Here is a 24,901-nt window from a genome sequence, read left to right as displayed (position 1 = left end):
TGCGCGCACGTCGTCGACGCCTAGGAGGCGCGGCTCCGCAGCAGCGTGAAGCTCGCGTCGCGCACGAGCAGCGTCGTCACGGCGCCCTCGACCTGCTGGCCGGGGTCGCTCGAGGCGGCGAGCTCCCACTCGCCGTGGGGCGCGTCGGGCACGTTGAACTCGACGACGCTCGTCGAGCCGTTGACGAGGTAGGCGAAGGCGTCGGCGTCCTTGTGCGTCAGCACGAAGGTGATCGCCTTGTTCTCGCCCTGCTGCCAGTCACCGCTCGAGAACGAGTGGTCGTCGGCGCGACGCACCTGGACGTGGTCGTCGCTCTCGACCTCGGGTGCGTAGCGGAACCAGTCGGGGCGCAGGGCCGGGTTCTCGCGGCGCAGCGCGATCAGCTCGGTCGTGAAGGCGAGCAGGTCGCGGTCGGCGCGCTCCCAGTCGAACCACGAGATCTCGCTGTCCTGGCAGTAGGCGTTGTTGTTGCCGCCCTGGCTGCGGGCGATCTCGTCACCACCGAGGATCATCGGCACGCCGGCGCTGAGCAGCAGCGTGCCCAGGAAGTTGCGGCGTTGGCGGTCGCGGTACTCGTTGACCGCCGGGTCGTCGGTCGGGCCCTCGGCGCCGCCGTTGAACGACTTGTTGTCGCTCTCGCCGTCCTGGCTGTCCTCGCCGTTCTCCTCGTTGTGCTTCTCGGCGTAGCTCGTCAGGTCGGCGAGGGTGAAGCCGTCGTGGGCCGTGACGAAGTTGACGCTCGAGAGGGGCGAACGACGGTCCGCCTCGTACACGTCGGGGCTGCCGAGCACGCGGTCGGAGAAGGTCGAGAGCACGCCGGGCTCGCCGTTCCAGAACTCGCGGACGTCGTCGCGGAACTTCCCGTTCCACTCGGACCAGTCGGCGGGGAACCCGCCGACCTGGTAGCCCGCGGTGTCCCAGGGCTCGGCGATCATCTTGACGCTCTGCAGCACCGGGTCCTGGTGGATCAGGGTGAGGAACGCGCTGTGCTCGCTGGCCTCGCCGCCCTGACGGGTCAGCGTGGTGGCGAGGTCGAAGCGGAACCCGTCGACGTGCATCTCGGTCACCCAGTAGCGGAGGCTGTCCATGATGAGGGCGAGGGCCGCCGGGTGGCTGACGTTCAGGCTGTTGCCGGTGCCGGTGGTGTCGAAGTAGTTGCCCTCGTCACCTTCGACCAGGCGGTAGTAGGCCGCGTTGTCGATGCCCTTGAACGAGATCGTCGGGCCCATGTGGTTGCCCTCGGCCGTGTGGTTGTAGACGACGTCCATCCACACCTCGAGGCCGGCCGCGTGGAGGTCCTTCACCATCTGCTTGAACTCGGCGACCTGGCCGCCGCGGGTGCCGGCGGCCTTCGAGGCGTACTCGTCGTGCGGGGCGAAGAAGCCGATCGAGTTGTAGCCCCAGTAGTTGCGCAGGCCCTTCTCCTCGAGGTGGCTGTCCTGCACGAACTGGTGCGTCGGCAGCAGTTCGACCGCGGTGACGCCCAGGTCGGTGAGGTGCTTGATCGCGGCGGGGTGGCCCATGCCGGCGTAGGTGCCGCGGATGTCCTCGGGCACGTCGGGGTGCGTCTGCGTGAAGCCCTTGACGTGCACCTCGTACACGACGGTGTCCTCCATCGCCGTCAGCGGGCGCTGGTCGTCGCCCCAGTCGAAGTCGCGGTCGGCGACGACGTTGCGGGGCATGGCGGCGGCGGAGTCCGTGTCGTCACGCTTCTCGGGCTCGTCCATGTCGTGGCCGAAGACGGCCTGGCCCCAGTCGAAGGTGCCGTCGAGGGCGGTCGCGTACGGGTCGAGCAGCAGCTTGTGCTCGTTGTGACGGAGGCCGGCCGCCGGGTCCCAGGGGCCCGCGACCCGCAGGCCGTAGCGCGAGCCGACCCGCGCCTCCTCGACCACGGCGTGGAACACGTGGCCGGTGCGGTTCGTCAGCTCGAAGCGGTGCTCGGCGCCGCCGTCGGCCTCGTCGTCGAACAGGCAGAACCAGACGTGGTCGGCGGTCTCGGAGTACACGGCGACGTGGGCGCCGCCGTCGGGCAGGGGCGTCACGCCGAGGGGGTAGGGCAGGGAGCGGGAGTCGGTCATGCTCCCAGCAGTACAGGAGGCGCGGTGCCGACGGCCAAGCTGAGCGCCGTACCCCGCCCGCCCGCTCTACCCCGCGCCTGCCCCGCCTGCCCCGCCATGAACCCTGTCAACGAAGATGAACCACGTTTTCACGGGGTTCATCTTCGCGAACGGGGTTCTTCGTGTGAGAGCCGCGACACGCTCGCCTTCTCCACAGGCCGAGGATGACCGCCTCCGATCCCCAACCGAGGAGGCGCGACTGCGGTTCCCGACGTCCCGCCGGCCAGGCTCGCGTCATGTCCCACCTCGAACCCCTCCGGTGTCCTCTGCTCTTCACCTCGACCCACGGGGCGACGACCCGCGAGGCACGGCAGCTGCAACTCCGATCCCGGAGGGGGGCGTTGGTCCGCGTGCATCAGGGCGTCTACGCGGATGCCCGGGACTGGCGCGAACTCGACGCGCGAGAACGCCACGTCGTGCTGACCAGAGCGGTCGTCGCCGGTCTCGACCCGCAGTGCACGGTCTCGCATGCCTCCGCCGCGGCGTGCTGGGGCCTGCCTCGGGTCCACGACGACCCCGGGGACGTCGTCACCGTCGTCGATCCGCGACGCACGACCGCCAGGCGCTCGACCCACCTCCTCCGACGACCCGGGTCCGTCCCCTCCGACGACAGGGCGGAACTCCACGGCCTGCTGCTGACCTCGCTGGAACGGACCGCCGTCGACGTGTCTCGAACGGCCTCGTTCGCGGACGCCGTGATGTGCCTGGATGCCGTCCTCCGTCGCCTGGTGATGCCTGACGGGCACCGCACCGGCGCCGTGGTCCAGGCCGAGTTCGAGCGGGCCCGTGCCGACATCTCGTCTCGGCTGGGTCCGGCATCGAGTCCGGGCGGACGAACCGCTCGACGCGCCCTCGCGTTCTCGTCCGCCTGGGCTGAGAACGGAAGTGAGAGTCTCCTGAGGGTCGTGCTCTTCGAACTGGGCCTGTCATCCGTCGAGTTGCAGAAGGCCGTCGAGGTCGACGGCCTGTTCGTGGGGCGCTGCGACGTCTTCCTGCGGGCCTTCGGCGTCGCCATCGAGTTCGACGGCCACGTCAAACTGACCGATCCGGAGATGCTGGCGGGACGGACGCCTGCCGAGGTCGTCAGACAGCGGGGGCGGCGGGACCGACGCCTCCTGCGCCACCCCGAGATCCGTCACGTGGTGCACTGTGAATACGCCGACCTGGTGTTCCCCGAGAGACTGGTCGAGTTGCTTCGTGCGGCCGGTGTCGCGATCGATCCGCGCCGTGTGTCGGCTGCCGCCCGGATCGCGGGACGGCGCTTCTCAGGAACGTCCGCATGAACCCCGTTCACGAAGATGAACTCCGATTCATCGGGGTTCATCTTCGCGAACGGGGTTCCAAGCTGGTCGCCGACGGGCAGGGCAGGCGGGGCGCGGGGCTAGCTGACGTGCACGTCGGGGCGGCGGCCGCGCGCGGGCTCGGCCCGGCGCAGCACCTCGCGGGTCACCGGCGCGACCTCGCCCACCCCGGTCAAGAAGAAGCGCCCCATGTTCGACAGCGGGTTGCCCTCGGTCCACTCGAAGTAGATGTCGGGCACGATGCCGGTCTCGTCGCGGATCGCCAGCAGCACGCTCGCCAACGCGTTCGGCACGGCGCCGCTCGTGGTGCGCAGCACGCGGTAGCCGTGCACGGCGTGACCGGTGACGACGAGGTCCTCCTCGAAGTTCGACGAGTCGCCCTTGTGCACCTCGACGAAGATCACGGGCGAGCGCTGCGGGATGCCGCTGTACTTCCGCTCGGCCAGGAGCTTCTTCTTGTAGATCTCGGCGACCTCGCGCCCCGGTTCGTGGGCGATGACGCGGATCGTGCCGTACTCGTCGGCGTCCTCGCGCACATACGACAGCGCGGCGTCGTCGAGCGTGACCGACGTCGCCCGCAGCTGGAACGACCGTTGCACGCGCGAGACGAGCGACATCGCGAGGATGCCGATGATGAAGATCGCGGCGATGCGCACGCCGTCGGGGCGCTCGACCACGTTGGTGATGGTCGTGTAGACGAACACCAGCGCCACGACGCCGAAGCCGATCGTCCGCTTGCGCTGACGGGCGCGTCGCGCCGACAGCGTCACGGCCACGGAGGCGCTGGTGATCAGGACGAGCACCCCGGTCGCGTAGGCCCCGCCCTGGGCGTCCACGTCCGCCTCGAACACGATGGTGATGACGAACGCGACGACCGTGAAGACGATCACGAGCGGGCGGACCGCGCGGGCCCACTGCGGCGCCATGCCGTAGCGGGGCAGGTACCGCGGCACGAGGTTGAGCAGACCGGCCATGGCCGATGCTCCGGCGAACCAGAGGATGCAGATCGTGCTGACGTCGTAGAGCGTGCCGAAGCCGTCGCCGAGGTACTGGTGCGCGAGGAACGCCAGGGCGCGCCCGTTGGCCGACCCGCCGGCCTGGAACTCCTGCTGCGGGATCAGCAGGGTCGTGACGAAGCTCGACAGGATCAAGAACGAGCTCATGATGATCGCCGCGGTGGCCAGCAGCCGTCGCGCCCCACGGATGCGCCCGATCGGCTTGGCCGGGGTGTCGGTCGGGTCGCCGGTGATCTGGGGCATGACCGCCACGCCGGTCTCGAAGCCCGACAGGCCGAGCGCCAGCTTCGGGAACACGATCAGCGCGATGCCCACCATGACGAACGGGTTGCCGTGCTGCACGGTCAGGGCGTCCCACCAGTTGCCGATGACGACGGGGTTCTCCCCGATGTGGAACAGCGAGACCGCGATCACGACGAGGTTGAGCGTCAGGAAGACCGCGACGAGCACGACGGCGATGCCGATCGCCTCGCGGAACCCGCGCAGGAACACCGCGGCGAGCAGCGCGACGAGCACGAGCGTCAACGGCACCTCGGCGCCGTGGAACCAGGCCGGCGCGAACGGGTTCTCGACGGCGTGCGCGGTCGCGTCGGCCGCCGACAGGGTGATCGTGATCATGAAGTCGGTGGCCGCGAAGCCCAGCAGCACGAGCACGAAGAGCTTGCCACCCCACCAGGGCAGCAGGCGTTCGAGCATGGCGATCGAGCCCTCGCCACGTGGGCTCTCACGGGCGACCCGGCGGTACACCGGCAGCGCGCCGAAGAGCGTGAGGAGCACGAGCACGATGGTCGCGAGCGGCGAGAGCAGGCCGGCCGCGACGGCGGCGATGGCCGGCTGGTAGCCCAGGGTCGAGAAGTAGTCCACGCCGGTCAGGCACATCACCCGCCACCACGAGTGGGTCTTCTCGGGCACCTCGGCGTGCGGCCCCTGGTGCGTGCCCGCGGTCTCGGTGAGGCCGTGCAGCAGCCAGCTGCGCATGCGCTGCCTGGTCGCGTTCGGGGTCGCGGGTTCGACCCTGGCGGGTGACTCGGGGTGCGCGGACACGGGTTCCTCTCGGACGTGCGGAGGGCGCACCGGCCGGGAGGCAGGCACGCACCTCCTCACGTTAAGCCTCGCGCGCCTCCCGGCGGTGACCCCTGGCGTTAGGAAGTCGTGAGGATCGACGGCCCGCCCGGCCGGTCGACGTCGCCGACCGCGACGTCGTCGGACGCCGGGCCGCCGTCCGGCACGAAGCGGTAGCCCATGCCGAGCACGGTCACGAGGTGGCGGGGTGCGGCCGGCACCGGCTCGAGCTTCTTGCGGAGTTGGGCGAAGTAGAGCCGGAGGTAGCCGGTGTCCTTGGCGTGGAACGGACCCCAGACCTCGGTCAGGATGGCCTCGCGGGTGATCAGCTTGTCGGGGGCGTGCAGCAGCAGCTCGAGGATCTTCCACTCGGTCGGCGTCAGCCGGACCGACTCGCCCGCACCCGCACCCGCACCCGCGTGGCGCACCACGGTCTTCGCCGCCAGGTCGACCTGCACGTCGCCGAACGACACCACGGGCTGTTCGTCGTCCGCGCCCGACGGCAGGCGGCGGGTCTGCGCGCGGATGCGGGCGAGCAGCTCGTCCATCGAGAACGGCTTGGTGACGTAGTCGTCGGCTCCCGCGTCGAGGGCCTCGACCTTGTCGGCGGCGTAGGTGCGACCCGAGACGACCAGGATCGGCACGGTCGACCAGCCGCGCAGCCCCTGGATGACCTCGACGCCGTCGAGGTGCGGCATTCCGAGGTCGAGCATCACGAGGTCGGGGTGCCGGCTCGCCGCCAGGTCGAGCGCCTCGCGTCCGTCGGCGGCCGTGACGACGTCGTAGCCGCGCGCGCCGAGGGTCACCTTCAGCGCCCGCAGGATCTGCGGGTCGTCGTCGGCGATGAGGATCTTCACGGCGCTCACGTGGCCGACCGTACCCGATCGTCGTCGGCCGGTCCGACCGACCCGGGCACCGCCGGGCCGTTCGCCGCGGGCCCCTGCACCGCCGGCCCCTGCACCGCGGGCAGCCCCACCACCATGGTCAGTCCCCCGCCGGGGGTGTCGTCCAGCGCGAGCGTGCCGCCCATCGCGTCGACGAACCCCTTGCTCAGCGCCAGGCCGAGCCCGAGCCCCGTGCGGTTGTCGGTGTCGCCGAGGCGCTGGAACGCCACCATGATCTCGTCGCGCCGTTCGACCGGCACCCCCGGCCCACGGTCCACGACGCGCAGCTCGACGCGGTCGCCGAACGCGCTCGTCGAGATGCGGACCCCGGTGTCGGGCGGCGAGTGTCGCAGCGCGTTGTCGAGCAGGTTGACGACGACGCGTTGCAGCAGCACGGGGTCGGCACGGACCGCCGGCACCGTCGCCCGCAGCGCCAGCTCGACGTCGGCGGGCCCGAGGCCGAGCTCGTCGAGGGCGCCGAGCACGACCTCGTCGAGGTCGACGTCGGCCGGGCTCACGGCGAGCGCCCCCGCCTGCACCCGGCTGACGTCGAGCAGGTCGGTGACGAGGGTCGAGAGCGAGTCGAGGCTCTCGTGCGCGGTCGAGAGCAGCTCGTCACGGTCGGCGTCGCTCCAGGTGACGTCGGTCTGCCGCAACCCGCTGACGGCGGCGGTCGCCGCGGCCAGCGGGCGACGCAGGTCGTGGCCGACGGCGGCCAGCAGGGCGCTGCGCATGCGGTCCACCTCGGCGAGCGGGGCGACCTGCCCCGCGGCCCGACTCAGCTCGGAGTGCTCGAGGGCCGCCTCGACCTGCGCCGCGACGACGTCCAGGAGGCGCCGGTCGGCCGCCTGCAGCTCGGGTCCCGTCAGCTCGAGGGTCGCGTCGGCGCCCGCGGCGATCGCCGTGGTCGTGTCGCCGGGGGCCCCGGGTGCCGGGCGTCCCGCGTCGGCGAGCCGCGCCTCCCCGACCTGGACGCCGCCCTGGACGACCCGGACGCGGGTCATGCCGAGCGCCTCGCGGGTGCGCCCGATGAGGGCCTGCAGGGCGTCCTGCCCGCGCAGCACGCTGCCGGCCACCGTGGCGAGCAGCTCGGTCTCGGCGAGGGCGCGGGCCGCGGCCCGGCTGCGGCGCGCGGCCTGGTCGACGACGTAGCTGACGATCGCGGCGTTCAGCACGTAGAGCACGAGGGCGGCCAGGTGCAGGGGCTCGGCGATGGTCAACTGGTAGATCGGCGCGATGAAGAAGAGGTCGAGCGTCACGCCCGACAGCAGCGCCGCCAGCAGGGCCGGCCACAGGCCGCCCGTGACGGCCACGACCACCACGAGCAGCTGGAAGACCAGGACGGTCCCCGCGATGCCGTCCTCGGAGCGGTGGCCCGCCATCAGGGCCGTGAGCAGCGGCCCGGCCACGAGCGCGAGCACGAAGCCGGCCAGGACGCGGCCCCGGGACAGCGCCCCGCCGAGACGCGGCAGCACCCGTTCGCGACCGGCCGAGGCGTGGGTGACGATGTGCACGTCGATGCGCCCCGACTCGCGGATCACCGTCGAGCCGATGCCGGGACCGGTCAGGGCTGCGGCCAGGCGACCGCGGCGGCTCACGCCGATGACGAGCTGCGAGGCGTTCACCCCGCGGGCGAAGTCGACCAGGGCGCGGGGCACGTCCGAGCCGACGACCTGGTGGTACGTGCCGCCGAGCTTCTCGACGAGGGCCCGTTGCGCGGCCAGGGCCCCGGGTGTCCCCCGGCGCAGGCCGTCCTGCGCGCTGACGTGCACGGCGACGAGCTCGCCGCCGGACGACCGGGCGGCGATGCGGGCGCCGCGGCGGATCAGCGTCTCGCCCTCCGGCCCGCCGGTGAGGGCGACGACGACGCGTTCGCGGGCCTCCCACGTGCTGTCGATGCCGTGTTCGTCGCGGTAGGCCTTGAGCGCGCTGTCGACCTCGTCGGCCAGCCAGAGCAGCGCCAGTTCACGCAGGGCCGTCAGGTTGCCGAGTCGGAAGTAGTTCGAGAGGGCGGCGTCGACCCGGTCGGCCGGGTAGACCACGCCCTCGGCGAGCCGGTCGCGCAGGGCCTGCGGCGCGAGGTCGACGAGCTCGACCTGGTCGGCCGCGCGCAGCACCGCGTCGGGCACGGTCTCGCGCTGGGTCGCCCCGGTGATGCGTTCGACCACGTCCGTGAGCGAGTCGACGTGCTGCACGTTGACGGTCGAGACGACGTCGATGCCGGCGTCGAGCAGTGCTCCGACGTCCTGCCAGCGCTTCTCGTGGGTGGACCCGGGGGCGTTCGTGTGGGCGAGCTCGTCGACCAGCGCGAGCTGAGGTGCCCGCGCGAGCACCGCCTCCAGGTCGAGCTCGTCGAGCGTGACGCCGCGGTGCTCGACCGATCGACGGGCCACCACCTCGAGGTCGCCGACCAGAGCCGCGGTCGCCCGGCGACCGTGCGTCTCGACGACGGCCACGACGACGTCGACCCCCTCGGCCCGGAGCCGCGCGCCCTCTTCGAGCATCGTGTACGTCTTGCCCACGCCGGGTGCCGCCCCCAGCAGCACCCTCAACCGCCCTCGCCTCATGTGCTCAGCCTGTCACCCCCGGAGTCGCCGGACGAGCGCACGGGAGAACCGCGCAGGACGAGAACGCCGGAGGGCGGCACGCGGGCGGAGCGCACGGGAACGCCCCGTGACCGCGGGGGCCACGAGGCGTGTGTCTCGAGAGGACCAGGACCCCGCTCGTGGTTCAGCAGGAGGGTCGCACCCGACGCGGCCCTTCGCGATCTCACGGAGGTCTTGTGCCCGGTGCCTCTCGAGGCCGTCCGACCCGAATCGGACTCTTGAAGGATACGCGATCCGGGCACGCCGTTGCCCAATGGGCATGGATATTCTCAGGAAGTCGCGGCACGATGGTCCGATGCAGCAGACCTCGGCACGCGACGGCCAGCCCCGATTCGTGGCCGAGGCCGTCGGCGGCCGCGACGAGAAACGCCGGGCGACCAGCCGCGGCCTCGCGGACGCGGCCTTCCGGCTGGCGTCCGAGAGGGGCTTCGACGGCTTCGTCGTCGAGGACGTCACCGCCCTGGCCGGTTACTCGAGGCGGACGTTCGCGAACCACTACTCGTGCAAGGAAGACGCCGTGGCGTCGGTGCTGCTCAACAAGGCCGGCGCCGCCGTCGACGCGTCCGACCTGTCGGCCCTGGCGACGTTCCAGGGCACCGACATCGACCTGCTCGAGCTGCTGCTGCTCTCGGCGGTCGACACCCAGCTGTGCGACTACATGATCAGCCTGCGGCACCTGCTGCGGACGCACGAGCCCCTGCTGCCCTACGTGCTCGCGGTCGGCGTCCCCATGACCGAGCGGGTCGGCGACGTCATCGCCCTCGCCGTCGGGCCGTCGCGCGACCCCCTGACCACGTCGTTGCTGATCCACTCGACCTGGGGCGCCGTCATCGCCGTGCTGCGCGGCGTCTACGACCCGTGGGCCGACACCACCACCGACGACGAACGCGTCGAGGCGTTGCGGGCCTACTGGGTGACCACCTTCGACCGGTTCCGCACGGGCTTCGGCCCGGTCGCCTGACCCGTGGCCGACGAGGTGCCGATCGGCGAGGGGCCGGCCGACGCGGTCCCGACTGACGCGGTGCCGACCCACGCGATGCCGGCCGGCGAGGTCCTGGCCGGGGGCAACATGAACGCGGTCGTCCGTCAGGGTGACACGGTCCTGCGCGTGGCCGGCCCCTGGACGCCCACCGTCCACCGGCACCTGGCCTACCTCGCACGCGCGGGCGTCCGCGGCATCCCCCGGCCGCTCGGCATCGAGGACGGCCGCGAACGCCTCAGCTTCGTCGACGCCGAGGTGCCGGTCTACCCCCTGCCCGACCACGTCTTCACCGACGAGGCCCTGGCCGAGGGTGCCCGGCTGCTGCGGCGGCTGCACGACGCGAGCATCGGCTTCGGACTCGACGGCGCCGTCTGGCAGGCACCGGCGAAGGTGCCGTCCGAGGTGATCTGCCACAACGACTTCTCTCCCCACAACCTGGCGTACGACGCCGACGGGCACGTCGTCGGCGCGATCGACTTCGACTTCGCCTCGCCCGGTCCCCGCCTCTGGGACCTCGCCCACTACGCCACCCGCGCCGTCCCCCTGACCGATCGCACTCCCCCGAACGCGCCCGGCCCGGCCGACGCCGAGCGCCGCGTGCGCCTCCTGCTCGACGCCTACGGCAGCGACGCCACCTGGGACGACGTGCTGCGGGTCGCGATCATCCGCCTGCACGACCTCGCCGAGATGAGCCGCGACAAGGCGGTCGAGCTGGGCAAGCCCGAGCTGGCGGCCGATGCGGACGGGTACGAGCGCGAGGCCGCGTACCTGGCGACCGTCCGCGACTGAGCCGCACGCGCCTCCCGGGGGCGTCGACGCCTCCGTCGGCGCGGCACCGCCGTCAGGAGGCGCGGGTCGGCCCGTCAGGCCAGCAGGTCGACGGCGAGGTACCCCGCGTAGCCGCCCGACGTGCGCCCGTCGCGTCGTCCGGAGGTCAGCACCTCGCCGACGTCCGAGGCGACGAGCGTCGCGCCCGCGGCGCGCAGCCGGTCGACGAGGTCGTTGTCCTCGTGCAGGTCGACGGGGGCGAACCCTCCGACGGCCCGGTACGACGAGGCCCGCACGCCGAGGTTGGCGCCGTGCACGTGGCCGTTCGGTCGGCCCGGCGTGTGCCGTCCGGTCCACGCCGCGATCTGCCGGGGCGAGAGGTCGGCGAAGTCGGGACGCACCGTGCCGATCACGACGTCGGCCCCGGCGGCGGCTCGGTCGAGCTGGTCGTCGATCCACCCGACCGGGACGACCGAGTCCGCGTCCGTGCAGGCGAGCCAGACGGCGTCGAGCGGCAGGTCGCCGGGCGGCAGGTCCTCGGCCCGCAGGTCGCCGGCGGGCCGGTCGTCGGCGGGCGACATGTCGTCGGGCAGGGCACCGGCGTCCGCTCCCTCGGCGGCCACCCCGAGCGCGGCCACTCCGAGCGCGGCCAGGGCCGCGTCGACCCCGACGGACCGGGCGACGCCGACACCCCGGGCGTCGATCTCGACCACCTGCACGTCGGGGTGTGCCCGGGCGGCCGCGACCGTGCCGTCGGTGCAGGCGTCGGCCACGAGGACGACGACGACCCGCGCCTCCGGGTGCGTCCGGGCCGTGTGCCGACGGGCGCGCTCGACGCCGTCGAGGGCCCGTGAGACGAGCGCCTCCTCGTCGTGTGCGGGCACGACGACCGCGACGGCCCGCACGGGGTCGGTGCGCCCGTGGTCGGTGCGTCCGAGGGCGTCGGGCACGGGAGCGTCCGGCACGGGCCCACCGGACCCGGTGCGATCCGTCGCGTCGCTCATCGCAACCCCGTCCGCTGGGCGACCGACCGCGGGTCGCGCGAGAACACGTCGAGCACGAAGTCGTCCTCGACGTGGTGCGAGACCCGGTGGAGGCGCGGGTCGGCCCCCAGCCGGGCGTGCACCTCGTCCGCGCCCTGCCGGAAGTCGCCCTCGGGCTGCAGCCAGTGGCAGGCCACGACGTCGCCGTCGTCGGCGAGCCCGTCGACGATCGAGTCGACGAGCCGCCCGAACGCGTCGGGGGCGAGGTAGTAGCCCACCTCGCTGAGGACGACGAGGTCGAAGGTGCCCGCCGGGTAGTCCCGCGCGGCGTCGGCCTGCTCGACCGTGACGTGCGGGAGGTTCGCGAGCCGCTCCCGCGCGGCCTGCACGGCCACCGACGACACGTCGAGGGCCAGCAGGCGGTCGGCGGCCGGGGCCAGGTCGCCCGTCAGCACCCCGATCGAGCAGCCGACCTCGAGAACGTGGCCGTAGCGCTCCCGCGGCAGCGACGCGAGGGTCAGGGCACGCTTGCGCCGTTCGTACCAGCGCGTCGTGACGCGCCAGGGGTCGGCCCGGCGGGCGTGCGTCCGGTCGAACGTGGCCTCGGTCGCGGCCGCCCGCCCGGTCGGGCCCGCGGTCTCGTGCCCGTCCAGGACGAACACCTCGCGTCCACGGGCGAAGTGCCGCTCGAAGACCGGGTGCAGCACGGCTGCGTCCTCGGGTGCCGACGACAGCGGTCGACGCTGCGACGCGTAGGCCGCGAGGGCGGAGCGCTTCGCCGCGTCGGCGGCCGCGTCGAGCGGGACGAGCCTCATCGACGACCAGGGGACGTCCGGGTGGTCGGGCGATCCCCAGTGCCAGAGCCAGATCGGGTACTGCAGCAGACGGGGCGCCGCGACGCCGGCCTCGTCGACCAGCTCGGCGGCGATCTCGCCGAGAACCCGGTGGTCGCGGTGGCCGTCGCCGCTCCAGGGGGCGACGAGCACTCCGTCCGGCCCGGGCAGCAGGGGCCGCAGCCGTTCGGTGACCTCGGCGCGGGCCTCGCGCACGGCCCCGTCGGGCACGGCCCACCGGACCAGCTCGACGTCGTGACCCAGCAGGCCGACGGCGACCCGCGCCTCCTCGGCCCGCGTCGCGACGAGGCTCTCGGCGTCCGTGGACGACCCGGGGTGCGAGGCGGCCCCGTCGGTGACGACGACGACCGTGACCGGCAGGCCGCGGGCTGCGGCATCGGCGATCAGCCCACCGGCGCCGAGCGTCTCGTCGTCGGGGTGGGCGGCCAGCACGACCAGTCGCGACACCGTGGCCGGGTCGACGGCTCCGTCGAGCGGCGGCAGGGCGAGGAGGCGCGGGTCGGCCTCCCAGGTCTCGACCGGGGTGCCCGGCGCGCGACCGTCGAAGCTCACCACGCGGGCTGCCCGTCCGAGAGGGCGTCGCGCAGCAGGGTCTGGCCGAGCGAGGCGTCGTCGCGTTCGCCGTGGTGCTGGCGCAGGTACAGCTCGAGGTCGGCGACGCGCTTCGCGTGGGCCGCGTCGGTGGCGAGCGGAGCGGGGCCCAGGGCGCGGGACGCCCGGGCGAGCACCTCGTCGCAGGCGTGCGCGACCGTGCCGCGGACGCGCTTCGCCAGCAGGCGCCCCGCGTCGCCGGTCGCCTCACCGGCGTCGACGAGGTCGGCCGCCTCGACCAGCGCCCGACGGGCGTCGGCCAACCGCGTGTCGACGAGGCCGAGGGCCTGCAGGAGGTGCGGGTCGGCCGGACGCCCCGGCGTGCGACCCGAGGCGGTCACCGCCGCGGCGAGCAGCGTGCGGGCAACCCCGACCGCGCCGCCGTACCAGCACGCGGCGACGCCGATGCCGCCCCACGAGAAACCGGGGCGCTCGAGGTACCAGCCGGGTGCGCCGACCTCGTGCGCCTCGACGTCGTCGAAGGCGACCGGGCCGGACGGGATCTCGACGAGGCCCCTGGCGTGCCAGGCGTCGGCCTCGACCGTGACCCCCGGCTGGCGCAGGTCGACCGAGAACAGCCGCCGGTCGTCGCCGACCCAGGCGGTGATCAGGGCGCCGTCGACGGTGCCCGCGAGGGAGCACCAGGGCTTCGCGCCGGTGAGCGACCAGGCGGGGGCGGCGTCGGTGGCGTCGGCGGACCCGGGCCCCGTGGCCGGGCGTGCCTCGGCGACGAGACGGACGCCGGGGCCCTCGGCGGCGAACACGCCCCAGGTGAACGAGTCGTCGGCCCGGGCCCGGGCGGGCAGGGGCGAGCGGTCGGACGCCGCACGGGCGTCGCCGGCGTGCTGGTCGAGGATGGCGAGCGCGTCGAGGTGCGGTTCGGCGGCCCGGGCCGCACCGAGGTCGTGCGCCGCGAGCGTGGCGAGGGCCTGCCAGAGGTCGGCGGTCGACCCGAGCCCCGGCAGCGCGCCGTGGCGACCGAGCTCGACCGCGAGGTCGAGCGCTGCGCCCACGGACGGTGCCGCTCCCGATCGCAGCCGGTCGACGACGAGCGCGGTGGCCGTTCCGACGACCGGGCCCGCGCCTCCCAGGGTCACGGGGGTCACGGCCTCGGTCGGGTCCGGAGGCGCGGTGGAGGTCATCGTGCCGACGCTAGTCGGTCAGGCCGGGCTTGGCGGACCCTTGACAAGCGGAGACCACGCCGGTCCCGACCCGGCGAGAGTCGACGACGCCTGTCGGCGATCAGAACTCGTCGGTGTCGAGTGGGATGCCCTCGGCCGGTTCGGTGGACTGCGGTTCGACGCCCCGCAGCCGGTCGATGCGCGCCTCGATGTCGTCCACCAGGCCCGGGTCGTCGATCTCGGCCTCGTCGGTCTGCTCTTCTGAGACGAGCATCTGGCTCGCCGGGCCGAGCAGGATCTGGAACCGCTGGTGCAGGCCCGCGCGATCCCGGCCGGGGAGGTCGACCATGTCGGACTTGTTCTTCATGGCCAGGGCACGCGCGTACTCGACGACGGCCGCCGCGATCGTGTCGCCGGTGACCATGTACTCGTCGGTGTAGTGGATGCGTTTCACCCGGGGGCCTCCTGCGGTCGTGACGGGCGTCCGTCGCCGATCACGCTACGCCGGAGGCGACTGGGAAGGCGCCGCCCCGGGGGACACCCCGGCACCGGGTGAGGGCAGAAGAAAAGCCACCCCGGAACGTCTCTGGCGAGAGAGAGGACCGACGTGGCTTTCCGCGGAGCCGGTGGGATTTGAACCCACGGTTCCCACAAAGGGAACTCCACCTTAGCAGGGTGGTGCACTAGGCCGAACTATGCGACGGCTCCATGCGGCTCGCGAGCGAACGCGCAGGGACCAGCATAGCGGCCCGCGGGCCAGATGCCGAACCGGGGCGGGCGGTGACAGAACCACCCTCGCCCCACCCGCTCCGGGGGCCGTGATCGGGTTGTCGGCATTTGTGCCGACACATAGAGTACCCCTGACGCCGACGACGGCCGAGGGGCCGGGGCCCGACAGCACGGGCCCGTTCACCCTTGCCGAACACGCCCTCCGACGGTCGCCGCGTCACGTGCCCCACCAGCGAGCGCCGCACCCGAACGGCGGCGTCCGAGGGGCTCGTCGCCGGCACCGACGCCGGCCTCCACACCCCCCTCGGTGCCGACCCCCTGATCCCGGCACCGCGGGGTTCTCATGCGCGCGCGTTCGGGCCGCCGCGTGAGGTCACCGGTCGTCCCGGCGAGTTGGTTACTCGCCGGGACGACTCTCGGGCGGCGCGCCTCTCCCCGACGGTGCACGCCTACTTCGAGCCGAAGGCCACCGAGCAGGTCTGGTCGGCGGCCGTCTGACCGGTCAGCCCCTGGATGACCTCGGTCGAGGGTGCCGAGGTCTCGGTGCCCGTGCCCTGGTCGGCGGGCGCGGCCGTCCCGGCCGGAGCCGACGACGTCGGTGCGGACGCGGCCGGGGCGCCCGTCGCCGCCGGCGCCTCGGTCGCGGCCGGGGCCGTGCTCTCGGAGCCGATGCCGGTGCTGCCCTCGGGGATCGAGAAGGGCACGTCGCTCTTGATCGCGTCGAACAGCTGGTTCGCGACGGCCGTGTCCGGTTGCACCTTGCCCGCGTAGACCCCGGTGCCGCCGGTCGTGCCCGGGTACTGCACGAAGTTGACGTCGTCGAGCGGCAGGTCACGCAACGCGAGTCCGATCTGCACCATGGTGTCGATCTTCGTGAGGCCGTCGGACAGGGTCATGTTGCTCGCCGCCGCACGGGCGAGCGAGTAGAGCTTGGTCGGGTTGCTCAGGGTGTCGGCGCTCTTGACCGTGCGCAGCAGCGACGAGAGGTAGACCTGCTGGCTGCTGATGCGGCCGAGGTCGGAGCCGTCACCGACGCCGTGCCGGGTCCGCAGGAAGGCCAGGGCGTCGGCACCCGAGAGCACCGACTCGCCCGCGGGGATGTCGAGGCCCGTGTAGCGGTCCTTGATCGGGGTGGCCGCGCACACCGGGACGCCGCCGATGGCGTTCGACATCTCGATGACGCCGTTGAACGAGATCATCCCCGCGAAGGGGATGTCGAGACCCGTCAGGGCCGACACCGTCGAGGCGACGCAGCTCAGTCCGCCGTACGAGTAGGCCTCGTTGATGGGCCGGGCCGCCATGGCCGAGTAGTACCCCGAGCCGTCCTCCTTGGCGCAGGACGGGATCGGCACGACCATGTCGCGCGGGATGCTGACCGCCGTCGCGTTGCTGTGGTCCGCCGAGACGTGCAGCAGGATGTTGACGTCGTTGAGGGTGGCGTCGCGCTTGCCGAAGGCCCCCTCGTCCTGGCTGGCGTCGTTGTCGGTGCCGACCACCAGGATGTTGAACCCGCCCTCGTACTCGCTGATCGAGGGCGGCGCCGCCTTGTTGGTCTGACCCTTCGCGGCCTGCAGCTCGACACCCGTGCCGAGGTCGCTGCGCACCTGGTACGCGGCGATGGCGCCGACCGAGGCGCCGCTCACGAGCAGGACCGCCACCGAGGCGGCGACGACCTTCGTGACGGCCCGCACCGCGCCTCCGTCCTTGAGCCGCCCGTGCCGGGCCACGCCCGTCGACGCGGCCGCGGGGCGGCGCCAGAACGGTGACTTCTGGGGTCGGGCGGCTCGGCGGCCACGGCCGGATCGGTCGCGAAGGTCGCTCACGCGGTGTCCTCTCGGTCATCGAGGGCGCGAAGCACCCGGACCCGACCGACGGGACTGACTCGGTCTCGTCGATCCGGTGGGCGGGATCGCGCCGTTCGGTGTACGGGCAGGTGAAGATTGTACGCAGACTGCCCTGGGCGGCCCCCGGGGTCAGCCGACCTTGCGGTTCGCGACGAGGTCCACCGCGTACGAGGCGTGCCACGTGCCGGCCCGGGGGCCGCCGTTGCACTCGCCGTCGCTCGCCCCCGGCGTCTTGATCCAGAGCAGCGCGTCCAGCTTGGTCGTGCCGCCCTGAACCGACGGCGCCGACCCCAGACCGGCACCGGGGGCGTTGCACCACGTCCCCTTCCACCCGCGGCCGTTGCGCGACGTGTCGATCACGTAGCGAGCGCCTCCCGCCGCCTGCGAGACCTTGTCGGCGTAGGCACGCTCGGCCTCGACCGGGTAGTAGTTCGAGACGTTGGTGGCGAAGCCCCGCGCCCGGTCGACGCCCGCCGCCTTGAGGCGGGCGGCCATGGTCTGCGGCGGCACCCAGTTCGAGTTGCCCGCGTCGATGTACGCCGGCACCCCGGCGGCGGCGAGGGCCTTGACGGCCGAGGCGATGGTCGCCTCGCGCCCGTTCGTCTGGGTGGGGCAGTTGCTGATCAGCGCGAGGGCGTCGGGCTCGACGACGACGACGGCACGGTGGCCCGAGAGGCGCGAGGCGACGAGCTGGTTCCAGCGCAGGTAGGCCGCGTTGTCGGCCGAGCCGCCCGCCGAGTGGCTGCCGCAGTCGCGGTTGGGGATGTTGTAGGTGACGAAGACCGGCGTCGTCCCCTTCTTCTCGGCGGCGGCGACGGTCGCGTCGATCTTCTTCACGAGCTGCGCGTCGGTGAACCAGCCGCCCAGCCAGGTCGCGACCGACTGCTGGGCGATCGTCCTGGCCGCCGAGGCCTGGGCGGTGCGCCCCTGCGCCGAGAGCGTGGTCGCGGCCCGCGCGGCCTCGCCGTTCGTGTCGACGAAGAGGCCGCCCTTGTAGAGGGTCGCGCTGCTCGCGGTGCGGATCGTCTGCGGCGTGGTCGTGGCGGTCGAGCGGGTCGCGGCCTTCGACGTGCTCGTCGGCGCGGGGCCCGCGGCGTGGGCGGCGGTCGGGGTGGCGGCGAGGCCGGCCACGAGGGCGACGGCGGCGCCGATGACGACGGCGGCGCGGGTCGTCGGGGTCATGTGGGTCATGGGTGTCGGTCCTGGTGTCGAGGGCCCGGGCGGTGTTCGGCCCGCCCGGGGTGCCGACCGGTGCGGGGTCGCAACGGAGGGCTCGAACAGTGCAACACGAGGCCGCGACCGCGTTCAGCCCCTGTTCGGGGGGACGGGCGGTCCCCTTCGGGGGGCACGCCCGGTCGCCGCCGGGCCGGACCTGGGACACTGGACCGGCGGTCGCGCACGCTCCCGCACGCACCGGCCCCGGAGGACCACATGAACGGCGAGACCAACCGAGACGCGTGGCGCGACTCCGTCGAGACCTGGCTCAAGGGCGACGAGCGCAACGACGTCTTCGACGCGTACCTCGACTGGTACCGCGCGCCCGTCATCGCCGACACCGACGACTGGACCCGCGACTTCTTCGTGCTGCCCGCCGTCGGCTCGGACGTGCTGCACAAGCACGCCGGCTTCGTCGACGGCGACTCCCCCGTCTCGGTCGACGACACCACCTGGCACGAGCTCAGCACCCTGATCGGCGAGGCCTTCTCGACCTACGCCGCCACCAAGCACTGACCCCGTCGACCCCAGGAGGCGCGGGCCGGCCCACCGGCGCGCGTCGTCTCTGCGGAGGGCGTGGGATTCGAACCCACGAGACATCTCTGCCCACTTGTTTTCAAGACAAGCTCCATCGGCCGCTCGGACAGCCCTCCCGGTGACCAGGCGATCCACGCCGCCACGATGTGGACGAAACGCCATCTTTTCTCGTGGCGTTCTGTCCATCTCGTGGCGGGATGCGTGCACCCGGCAACTGGCGCGAGTCTAGCGGACGCCCCCGGCCGCGTGCCGGGCGATCGGCCCGCTCAGAGCGTGGCGAGCACCTCGGCGAGCCCGTCGTCGAGGTCGCTCGACGTCTGCTCGCCGGCCGCGGCCACGACGTCGTCGGGGGCCTGGCCCATGGCGACGCCGCGCCCCTCGGCGGCGGCCCAGCGCAGCATGTCGATGTCGTTGCGCCCGTCGCCCGCGGCGAGCACCTGCGAGCGGGGCACGTCGAGCCACCGACGCACGCGCTCGAGGGCCGTGGCCTTCGAGACGCCGTCGGGGGCGATGTCGAGCCACGCCGTCCAGCCGACGTTGTAGTTGACCTGCTGCAACCCCATGCGCTCGACGACCTGCAGGAAGTCCTCGGTGTCGTGGTCGGGCGAGACCACGACGACGCGCGTGGCGGGACGCCCGACGAGGTCGTCGAACTCGACCTTCTCGGCGTTCAGGGCCGCCGCCGCGGCGGGGAACGTCCCGCAGTACCGCAGCAGCCCCTCCTGGTCCTCGACGGCGTAGCCTGCGCCGGCGTCGGCCAGGGCCTCGCGGATCGTCGACAGCACCTCGGTCGGGTCGAACTCCTCGACGTGGACGCGCCGGTAGCCGGACGGGGCCGACTCGTCGCGCCCCAGGGTGATCGCGCCGTTGGCACAGACGACGTAGTCCGAGACGAGGCCGAGGCGCTCCATGACGGGCAGGGTCATCGACACCGACCGTCCGGTCGCGATCATGACCTGGTGACCCTCGTCGTGCAGTCGCGAGATCTCGCCGAGGACGGCCTCGGAGATCGTGCCGTCCTCCGGCATGATCGTGCCGTCGACGTCGAGCGCGACGAGCCACCGGTCGGTGGCGGCCACGGGCTCACGGTCGGGCCGGGGTGCGGCGGCGGCCTGGCTCATGCGACCGGCTCGATGACCTCGAGGCCGCCGAGGTAGCCGCGCAGCGCCTCGGGCACGACGACCGAACCGTCGGCCCGCTGGTGGGTCTCGAGGATCGCGACGAGCCAGCGCGTCGTGGCGAGGGTGCCGTTCAGCGTCGCGACGGGGGCGGTCTTGCCGCTCTCGGTGCGGTGGCGGGTGTCGAGGCGGCGGGCCTGGAACGTGGTGCAGTTCGACGTGCTGCTGAGCTCGCGGTAGGTGCCCTGCGTCGGCACCCAGGCCTCGATGTCGAACTTGCGGGCGGCGCTCGAGCCGAGGTCGCCGGCCGCGACGTCGATGACGCGGTAGCTGAGCCCCAGGGCCTGCATCATCGTCTCTTGGAACCCGACGAGGGCGTCGTGCTCTGCCTCGGCCTGGTCGGGGTGCACGTAGCTGAACATCTCGAGCTTGTTGAACTGGTGCACGCGCAGGATGCCCCGGTTGTCCTTGCCCGCGGCGCCGGCCTCGCGGCGGTAGCAGGTGGACCAGCCGGCGTAGCGGATCGGGCCCGCCTCGACGTCGAGGATCTCGTCCGCGTGGTACCCGGCGAGCGCGACCTCGCTGGTGCCGGTGAGGTAGAGGTCGTCGGCCGGCAGGTGGTAGACCTCGTCGGCGTGCGAGCCCAGGAACCCGGTGCCCGCCATGACCTCGGGCCGCACGAGCGTCGGGGTGATCAGCGGCGTGAAGTCGTTCGTCAGGGCCAGGTCGAGGGCCATGTTCATCAGGCCGAGCTCGAGGCGGGCGCCGATGCCCCGCAAGAAGTAGAAGCGCGAGCCCGACACCTTCGTGCCGCGCTTGATGTCGATCGCGCCGAGCCTCTCGCCGAGGTCGGCGTGGTCGAGGGGCTCGAAGTCGAAGGAGGGGCGGGTGCCGTGCTCGCGCAGCGTCACGAAGTCCGCCTCGCCGCCGGCCGGCACGCCCTCGATGATGAGGTTGCCGATGCCGCGCGCGGCCCTGTCGAAGACCGCGTCGGCCTCGTTCGAGGCGACCTGCGCCTCCTTCACGCTGGCGGCGAGCTGCTGCGCCTGCGCGACCAGGGCCTTCTTCTCGTCCTTCGGCGCCTTGGCGACGGTCTTGCCGAAGGCGTTCTGCTCGGCGCGCAGTTCTTCGAACGCGGCGATCGCCGCGCGTCGTGCCTGGTCGGCCGCCACCGCGTCGTCGACGAGCGACTCGGAGTCGCCCCGGGCCCGCTGGCTCTGCTTGACGAGGTCGGGGGATTCACGAAGCAACTGGGGATCGATCACCCGCCCATCCTAGGCAACGGCACCGGCCCGGCCGACGATCTGCACAGAGGCTCCGCCACTCCGTTACCTCGCCGGGTCGCGTCCAATACGCTCGCCCCATGACCGCCACCTCCCCTGCCCCCGCCGAGCGCGCCTCGGCGCCCGAGCCCGAGACGGCTCGCCAGACCGCCGCGGTCGTCTACAACCCGATCAAGGTCGACCTCGACGCCATCAAGACGGCCGTCGGCCGGCACGAGTTCTCGAACGACTGGGCCCCGACCAAGTACTACGAGACCAGCAAAGAGGACCCGGGCGGAGAGGTGACGAAGCAGGCCCTCGCCGACGGCGCCGACATGATCATCGCGGCCGGCGGCGACGGCACCGTCCGCGCCGTGGCCGAGGCCCTGCAGGGCACCGACGCGTCGCTGGCCCTGCTGCCCTCGGGCACCGGCAACCTGCTGGCCCGCAACCTCGAGCTCTCGCTCGACAACCTCGACGACTCGATCGCGACGGCGTTCAGCGGTCGCGACCGCGAGATCGACCTCGGCGTCGTCGACATCGAGCGCGAGGACGGTTCGCGCGAGACCAAGGCGTTCGTCGTCATGGCCGGCGTGGGCCTCGACGCGAAGATGCTTGCGAACACCAACGACGAGCTGAAGAAGCGGGTCGGCTGGCTCGCCTACGTCGACGCCATCGCCCGCGCCCTGCGCGACGACAACAAGATCGAGGTCCGCTACGAGCTCGACGACGGCGGCCGCAAGACGATGCGCGCCCACACGATCATCGTCGGCAACTGCGGGCTGCTGCCCGCCAACATCATGCTGCTGCCCGACGCCGCGATCGACGACGGCATCTTCGACATCGTCGCCCTGCGCCCAGAGGGCTTCTTCGGCTGGGTGCAGATCTGGGTCAAGATCGTCTGGGAGAACGGCGTGCTGCGCCGCACCCACGTCGGCCGTCGCATCCTCGCCGCGAACAGCCGCGAGGTCCGCACCCTGCGCTACAACAAGGGCAAGAAGCTCGTCCTGCGCCTCGACTCCCCCCAGGACTTCGAGATCGACGGCGACTCGGTCGGCAAGGCCGTCGCCCTGCGCGCGGTCGTCGACCCGGGCGGCCTGACCGTCCGCGTGCCCGCCGACGCCTGACCCGCCGACCGACGACGCCCCCGCACCTCGACCCGCCACGGCGGCCGGGGGCGGGGGCGTCCTCGTGTCAGCGCAGCCCGGCGACGAGACCCCGCAACCAGTCGCGGGCGTCCACGAACGCCTCGTCGTCGTACCTCGACGAGACCTCGACCGGTGTGCCGTCGGCGCGCGGGTACGAGCCCAGGAACGTCACGGCCGGGCTGAACCGCTTGAGCCCCAGCAGCGCGTCGGCGACGCGTTCGTCGAGCACGTGCCCCTCGAGGTCGATGACGAAGCGGTAGCGGCCGAGCGCGTCGCCGATCGGACGTGACTGGATCAGGCTGAGGTTGATGCCGCGGGTCGCGAACTGCTCGAGCATGTCGACCAGCGCGCCCGAGCCGTCGGTCGGCAGTTCGACGATCAGGCTCGTCTTGTCGGCGCCGGTGGCGGGCGGCACGGGCACGGTGCGGCTGACCAGCACGAAGCGCGTGACGGCCTGGTCGTTGTCGCCGATCTCGCGGGCGAGCACCTCGAGGTCGTGGTGGTCGGTGATGCCGGGAGGCGCAACCGCGGCGTCCGCGGAGCCCCCGGCGCCCCCCGCCTCGAGCAACGACGCGGCGGCGGCCACGTTCGACGAGGCGGGGAGGTGCCCGTGGCCCGGCAGGGCGCGTTCGAGCCAGCGGTGGGTCTGCGCGTAGGCGACCGGGTGCGCGTTGACGAGCCGCACCTCCTCGAGGCGCGTCCCGGGGCGGGCCACGAGCACGAAGTTGACGCGGACCAGGTACTCGCCGACGATGCGCAGCCCGGGCACGGTGGCGAGTGCGTCCTGCGTGGCGCTGACCCCGCCCTCGACGCTGTTCTCGATGGCGATCATCGCCGCGGTGCTGACGCCCGAGACGACGTCGGCGAGCGCCTCGCCGACGTTGTTCACGCTCTTCCAGGTCGCGCCGACGGCCTCGGGCACCTGCTTCAGCGCCGCCTCGGTGAAGGTGCCCGCGGGGCCGAGGTAGCTGTAGGTCGTCGAGGAGGCGCGGGTCGGCATGTCGAGGAGCCTACTGAGAGCCGCCCGCACGCCGCGACGGAGCTCGGCGGCTGGTGCCAGGATGGCCCCATGACCGACCGTGCCGGAACCCCCGCAGAAGCCAGCGACCTGATCGACCCCGAAGCGGTCTCGGCCGCGTACTACGACCTCGTCCCCGACGTGACGAAGGTCGAGCAGAAGGTGGTCTTCGGCACCTCGGGCCACCGCGGCTCGTCGCTCGACGCCGCGTTCAACGAGACCCACATCGCCGCCATCACGCAGGCGATCGTCGAGTACCGCGCCGGGCAGGGCATCACCGGCCCGCTCTTCATCGGGCGCGACACGCACATCCTCAGCGGTCCCGCCGAGCGCACGGCCGTCGAGGTGCTGACCGGCAACCACGTGACGGTGCTGGCCGACGCCGAGGGCGGCTACGTGCCGACGCCCGCGCTGAGCCACGCGATCCTCGTCTACAACAACGACCCGGCGAACACCGACAAGGCCGACGGCATCGTCGTCACCCCGAGCCACAACCCGCCCCGGGACGGCGGCTTCAAGTACAACCCGCCGCACGGCGGCCCGGCCGACAGCGACGCCACCACGTGGATCGCGAACCGCGCCAACGAGATCATCGCCGCCGGCAACGTGGACGTGAAGCGCGGCGTCGGCACGCCCGGTCGCCACGACTTCCTGCGCGGCTACGTGGGCGATCTCGTCAACATCATCGACATCGACGCCATCAAGGCGGCCGGCGTGAAGATCGGCGCCGACCCGCTCGGTGGCGCGAGCGTCGAGTACTGGGGCGCGATCCGCGACGTCTACGGCCTCGACCTCACCGTCACCAACCCCGGCGTCGACCCGACCTGGCGCTTCATGACCCTCGACTGGGACGGCAAGATCCGCATGGACCCGTCGAGCCCCTCGGCCATGGCCAGCGTGGTGCACCGCAAGGACGAGTTCGACGTGCTGACGGGCAACGACGCCGACGCCGACCGTCACGGCATCGTCACGCCCGACGGCGGCCTGATGAACCCGAACCACTACCTCGCGGTGGCCATCGACTACCTCTACACGCACCGGCCCGAGTGGCGCGACGACGCGGCGGTCGGCAAGACCCTCGTCTCGTCGAGCATCATCGACAAGGTCGCCGAGTCGCACGGGCGTCGCCTGTGGGAGGTCCCGGTCGGCTTCAAGTGGTTCGTCCCCGGCCTCGTCGACGGCTCGGTCGCGTTCGGCGGGGAGGAGAGCGCCGGCGCGTCCTTCCTCCGCAAGGACGGCACCGTCTGGACGACCGATAAGGACGGCATCCTGCTGGCGCTGCTCGCGAGCGAGATCATCGCGGTCACGGGCAAGACCCCGTCGCAGCTGTACTCCGAGCTGGTCGAGAAGTTCGGCGACCCGGTGTACCAGCGGGTCGACGCGGCCGCCACCAAGGAGCAGAAGACCCGACTGGGCAAGCTCGACGGCGACGCCATCGAGGCCACCGAGCTCGCGGGCGACCGCATCACGGCCAAGCTCAGCAAGGCCCCCGGCAACGACGCGGCCGTCGGCGGCGTCAAGGTGGTCACCGACAAGGCCTGGTTCGCCGCCCGCCCGAGCGGCACCGAGGACGTCTACAAGATCTACGCCGAGTCGTTCGAGGGCCCCGAGCACCTGGCGCGCGTGCAGGCCGAGGCCAAGACGATCGTCGACGCGGCGCTCGGGGCCTGACCGACCGGGCCAACGGCCCACACCCCAGGAAGTCGCCGAGACCCCCACCCGCGGGTGGGGGTCTCGGCGACTTC

19 protein-coding genes, 2 tRNA genes and 1 pseudogene are annotated in these 24,901 nt (G+C 72.7%); 7 read left to right on the top strand and 15 right to left on the bottom strand.

All coding sequences use genetic code 11. The annotated features are described in order from the left end of the window. Nucleotides 1-20 precede the first annotated feature (20 nt). Nucleotides 21-2,078, bottom strand: a complete 2,058-nt coding sequence (gene glgX / locus AC3CCI_RS09340) for a glycogen debranching protein GlgX (protein ID WP_488626975.1) — start codon at nucleotides 2,076-2,078, stop codon at nucleotides 21-23. A gap of 203 nt (nucleotides 2,079-2,281) precedes the next feature. On the opposite strand from glgX, the pseudogene AC3CCI_RS09335 reads away from it, so the two are divergent. Both AC3CCI_RS09335 and AC3CCI_RS09330 read left to right on the top strand, forming a co-directional pair. Next, nucleotides 2,282-2,839, top strand: a pseudogene (locus AC3CCI_RS09335) (hypothetical protein); the annotation flags it as partial. Nucleotides 2,840-3,055: 216 nt separating this feature from the next. Then, nucleotides 3,056-3,400: a hypothetical protein gene (locus AC3CCI_RS09330; RefSeq protein WP_488628711.1), complete on the top strand. Its 345-nt coding sequence runs from the start codon at nucleotides 3,056-3,058 to the stop codon at nucleotides 3,398-3,400. Nucleotides 3,401-3,498: 98 nt separating this feature from the next. Here the strand turns inward: AC3CCI_RS09330 and AC3CCI_RS09325 are convergent, their stop codons facing one another. The 3 genes from AC3CCI_RS09325 to AC3CCI_RS09315 all read right to left on the bottom strand — a co-directional run bounded on the left by AC3CCI_RS09325 (nucleotide 3,499) and on the right by AC3CCI_RS09315 (nucleotide 8,947). Beyond that, on the bottom strand, nucleotides 3,499-5,412 hold the full coding sequence (locus tag AC3CCI_RS09325) for an APC family permease (RefSeq protein WP_488628680.1): 1,914 nt from the start codon (nucleotides 5,410-5,412) through the stop codon (nucleotides 3,499-3,501). A 164-nt stretch (nucleotides 5,413-5,576) separates the two neighbouring features. Continuing rightward, a complete protein-coding gene (locus AC3CCI_RS09320) occupies nucleotides 5,577-6,353 on the bottom strand; it encodes a response regulator (RefSeq protein WP_488628679.1) in 777 nt (258 codons plus the stop codon). A 5-nt stretch (nucleotides 6,354-6,358) separates the two neighbouring features. Beyond that, nucleotides 6,359-8,947, bottom strand: a complete 2,589-nt coding sequence (locus tag AC3CCI_RS09315; RefSeq protein WP_488626974.1) for an ATP-binding protein — start codon at nucleotides 8,945-8,947, stop codon at nucleotides 6,359-6,361. A 334-nt stretch (nucleotides 8,948-9,281) separates the two neighbouring features. On the opposite strand from AC3CCI_RS09315, the gene AC3CCI_RS09310 reads away from it, so the two are divergent. Next, nucleotides 9,282-9,947 carry a TetR family transcriptional regulator gene (locus AC3CCI_RS09310; RefSeq protein WP_488626973.1) on the top strand — a complete coding sequence of 222 codons (666 nt, stop codon included), beginning with the start codon at nucleotides 9,282-9,284 and terminating at the stop codon, nucleotides 9,945-9,947. A gap of 60 nt (nucleotides 9,948-10,007) precedes the next feature. Next, complete coding sequence (locus AC3CCI_RS09305) at nucleotides 10,008-10,757, top strand: phosphotransferase (protein ID WP_488626972.1); 750 nt, start codon at nucleotides 10,008-10,010, stop codon at nucleotides 10,755-10,757. Nucleotides 10,758-10,831: 74 nt separating this feature from the next. Here the strand turns inward: AC3CCI_RS09305 and AC3CCI_RS09300 are convergent, their stop codons facing one another. The 7 genes from AC3CCI_RS09300 to AC3CCI_RS09270 all read right to left on the bottom strand — a co-directional run bounded on the left by AC3CCI_RS09300 (nucleotide 10,832) and on the right by AC3CCI_RS09270 (nucleotide 18,049). Further along, a complete protein-coding gene (locus AC3CCI_RS09300) occupies nucleotides 10,832-11,740 on the bottom strand; it encodes a glycosyltransferase family 2 protein (protein ID WP_354595020.1) in 909 nt (302 codons plus the stop codon). After that, the gene (locus AC3CCI_RS09295) at nucleotides 11,737-13,128 is read right to left on the bottom strand and encodes a PIG-L family deacetylase (RefSeq protein ID WP_488626971.1); all 1,392 of its coding nucleotides are present in this window, start codon (nucleotides 13,126-13,128) and stop codon (nucleotides 11,737-11,739) included. Before AC3CCI_RS09295 ends, AC3CCI_RS09300 begins: the two co-directional genes overlap by 4 nt. Next, nucleotides 13,122-14,306 (bottom strand): acyl-CoA dehydrogenase, encoded by a 1,185-nt coding sequence (locus AC3CCI_RS09290; protein ID WP_488626970.1) that lies wholly within the window; start codon nucleotides 14,304-14,306, stop codon nucleotides 13,122-13,124. Before AC3CCI_RS09290 ends, AC3CCI_RS09295 begins: the two co-directional genes overlap by 7 nt. Before the next feature lie 100 nt (nucleotides 14,307-14,406). Further along, nucleotides 14,407-14,739: a hypothetical protein gene (locus AC3CCI_RS09285; protein WP_354595023.1), complete on the bottom strand. Its 333-nt coding sequence runs from the start codon at nucleotides 14,737-14,739 to the stop codon at nucleotides 14,407-14,409. A 164-nt stretch (nucleotides 14,740-14,903) separates the two neighbouring features. Further along, nucleotides 14,904-14,993: transfer RNA gene (locus AC3CCI_RS09280), tRNA-Ser, on the bottom strand. A gap of 470 nt (nucleotides 14,994-15,463) precedes the next feature. Then, entirely contained in the window at nucleotides 15,464-16,837 is a 1,374-nt protein-coding gene (locus AC3CCI_RS09275; protein ID WP_488626969.1) for an LCP family protein, read from the bottom strand. A 150-nt stretch (nucleotides 16,838-16,987) separates the two neighbouring features. Continuing rightward, nucleotides 16,988-18,049 (bottom strand): glycoside hydrolase family 6 protein, encoded by a 1,062-nt coding sequence (locus AC3CCI_RS09270; protein ID WP_488626968.1) that lies wholly within the window; start codon nucleotides 18,047-18,049, stop codon nucleotides 16,988-16,990. Nucleotides 18,050-18,289: 240 nt separating this feature from the next. Here AC3CCI_RS09270 and AC3CCI_RS09265 point away from each other — a divergent pair, with 240 nt between their 5' ends. Then, entirely contained in the window at nucleotides 18,290-18,589 is a 300-nt protein-coding gene (locus AC3CCI_RS09265) for a hypothetical protein (protein WP_488626967.1), read from the top strand. 52 nt (nucleotides 18,590-18,641) lie between these two features. Here the strand turns inward: AC3CCI_RS09265 and AC3CCI_RS09260 are convergent. From AC3CCI_RS09260 to serS, 3 genes are all read right to left on the bottom strand, one after another. Further along, nucleotides 18,642-18,726, bottom strand: a tRNA-Ser gene (locus AC3CCI_RS09260). Nucleotides 18,727-18,876: 150 nt separating this feature from the next. Next, entirely contained in the window at nucleotides 18,877-19,731 is an 855-nt protein-coding gene (locus AC3CCI_RS09255; RefSeq protein WP_354595028.1) for an HAD family hydrolase, read from the bottom strand. After that, nucleotides 19,728-20,993 carry a serine--tRNA ligase gene (gene serS / locus AC3CCI_RS09250; RefSeq protein ID WP_488626966.1) on the bottom strand — a complete coding sequence of 422 codons (1,266 nt, stop codon included), beginning with the start codon at nucleotides 20,991-20,993 and terminating at the stop codon, nucleotides 19,728-19,730. The genes AC3CCI_RS09255 and serS overlap by 4 nt, the downstream gene beginning before the upstream one ends. Nucleotides 20,994-21,091: 98 nt before the next feature. On the opposite strand from serS, the gene AC3CCI_RS09245 reads away from it, so the two are divergent. Next, nucleotides 21,092-22,117: a diacylglycerol/lipid kinase family protein gene (locus tag AC3CCI_RS09245; RefSeq protein ID WP_354595030.1), complete on the top strand. Its 1,026-nt coding sequence runs from the start codon at nucleotides 21,092-21,094 to the stop codon at nucleotides 22,115-22,117. Nucleotides 22,118-22,184: 67 nt separating this feature from the next. Here the strand turns inward: AC3CCI_RS09245 and pheA are convergent, their stop codons facing one another. Further along, nucleotides 22,185-23,138, bottom strand: coding sequence for a prephenate dehydratase (gene pheA / locus AC3CCI_RS09240; protein ID WP_354595031.1), 954 nt, complete (start codon nucleotides 23,136-23,138; stop codon nucleotides 22,185-22,187). A gap of 69 nt (nucleotides 23,139-23,207) precedes the next feature. On the opposite strand from pheA, the gene pgm reads away from it, so the two are divergent. Then, nucleotides 23,208-24,827 carry a phosphoglucomutase (alpha-D-glucose-1,6-bisphosphate-dependent) gene (gene pgm / locus AC3CCI_RS09235; protein ID WP_488626965.1) on the top strand — a complete coding sequence of 540 codons (1,620 nt, stop codon included), beginning with the start codon at nucleotides 23,208-23,210 and terminating at the stop codon, nucleotides 24,825-24,827. The last annotated feature ends 74 nt before the right edge of the window (nucleotides 24,828-24,901 follow it).

It is taken from the genome of Frigoribacterium sp. CF331 (assembly GCF_057787905.1).
This window is presented reverse-complemented; position numbering and strand designations above follow the sequence as displayed.

Bases quoted from the DNA above. Each gene is read 5' to 3' on its own strand.
- AC3CCI_RS09325 (WP_488628680.1), bottom strand. From the start codon at position 5,412: ATGCGCAGCTGGCTGCTGCACGGCCTCACCGAGACCGCGGGCACGCAC.
- pgm (WP_488626965.1), top strand. From the start codon at position 23,208: ATGACCGACCGTGCCGGAACCCCCGCAGAAGCCAGCGACCTGATCGAC.
- AC3CCI_RS09310 (WP_488626973.1), top strand. From the start codon at position 9,282: ATGCAGCAGACCTCGGCACGCGACGGCCAGCCCCGATTCGTGGCCGAG.
- AC3CCI_RS09245 (WP_354595030.1), top strand. From the start codon at position 21,092: ATGACCGCCACCTCCCCTGCCCCCGCCGAGCGCGCCTCGGCGCCCGAG.
- AC3CCI_RS09290 (WP_488626970.1), bottom strand. From the start codon at position 14,306: ATGACCTCCACCGCGCCTCCGGACCCGACCGAGGCCGTGACCCCCGTG.
- AC3CCI_RS09255 (WP_354595028.1), bottom strand. From the start codon at position 19,731: ATGAGCCAGGCCGCCGCCGCACCCCGGCCCGACCGTGAGCCCGTGGCC.
- AC3CCI_RS09270 (WP_488626968.1), bottom strand. From the start codon at position 18,049: ATGACCCACATGACCCCGACGACCCGCGCCGCCGTCGTCATCGGCGCC.
- glgX (WP_488626975.1), bottom strand. From the start codon at position 2,078: ATGACCGACTCCCGCTCCCTGCCCTACCCCCTCGGCGTGACGCCCCTG.
- AC3CCI_RS09315 (WP_488626974.1), bottom strand. From the start codon at position 8,947: ATGAGGCGAGGGCGGTTGAGGGTGCTGCTGGGGGCGGCACCCGGCGTG.
- pheA (WP_354595031.1), bottom strand. From the start codon at position 23,138: ATGCCGACCCGCGCCTCCTCGACGACCTACAGCTACCTCGGCCCCGCG.
- AC3CCI_RS09300 (WP_354595020.1), bottom strand. From the start codon at position 11,740: ATGAGCGACGCGACGGATCGCACCGGGTCCGGTGGGCCCGTGCCGGAC.
- AC3CCI_RS09265 (WP_488626967.1), top strand. From the start codon at position 18,290: ATGAACGGCGAGACCAACCGAGACGCGTGGCGCGACTCCGTCGAGACC.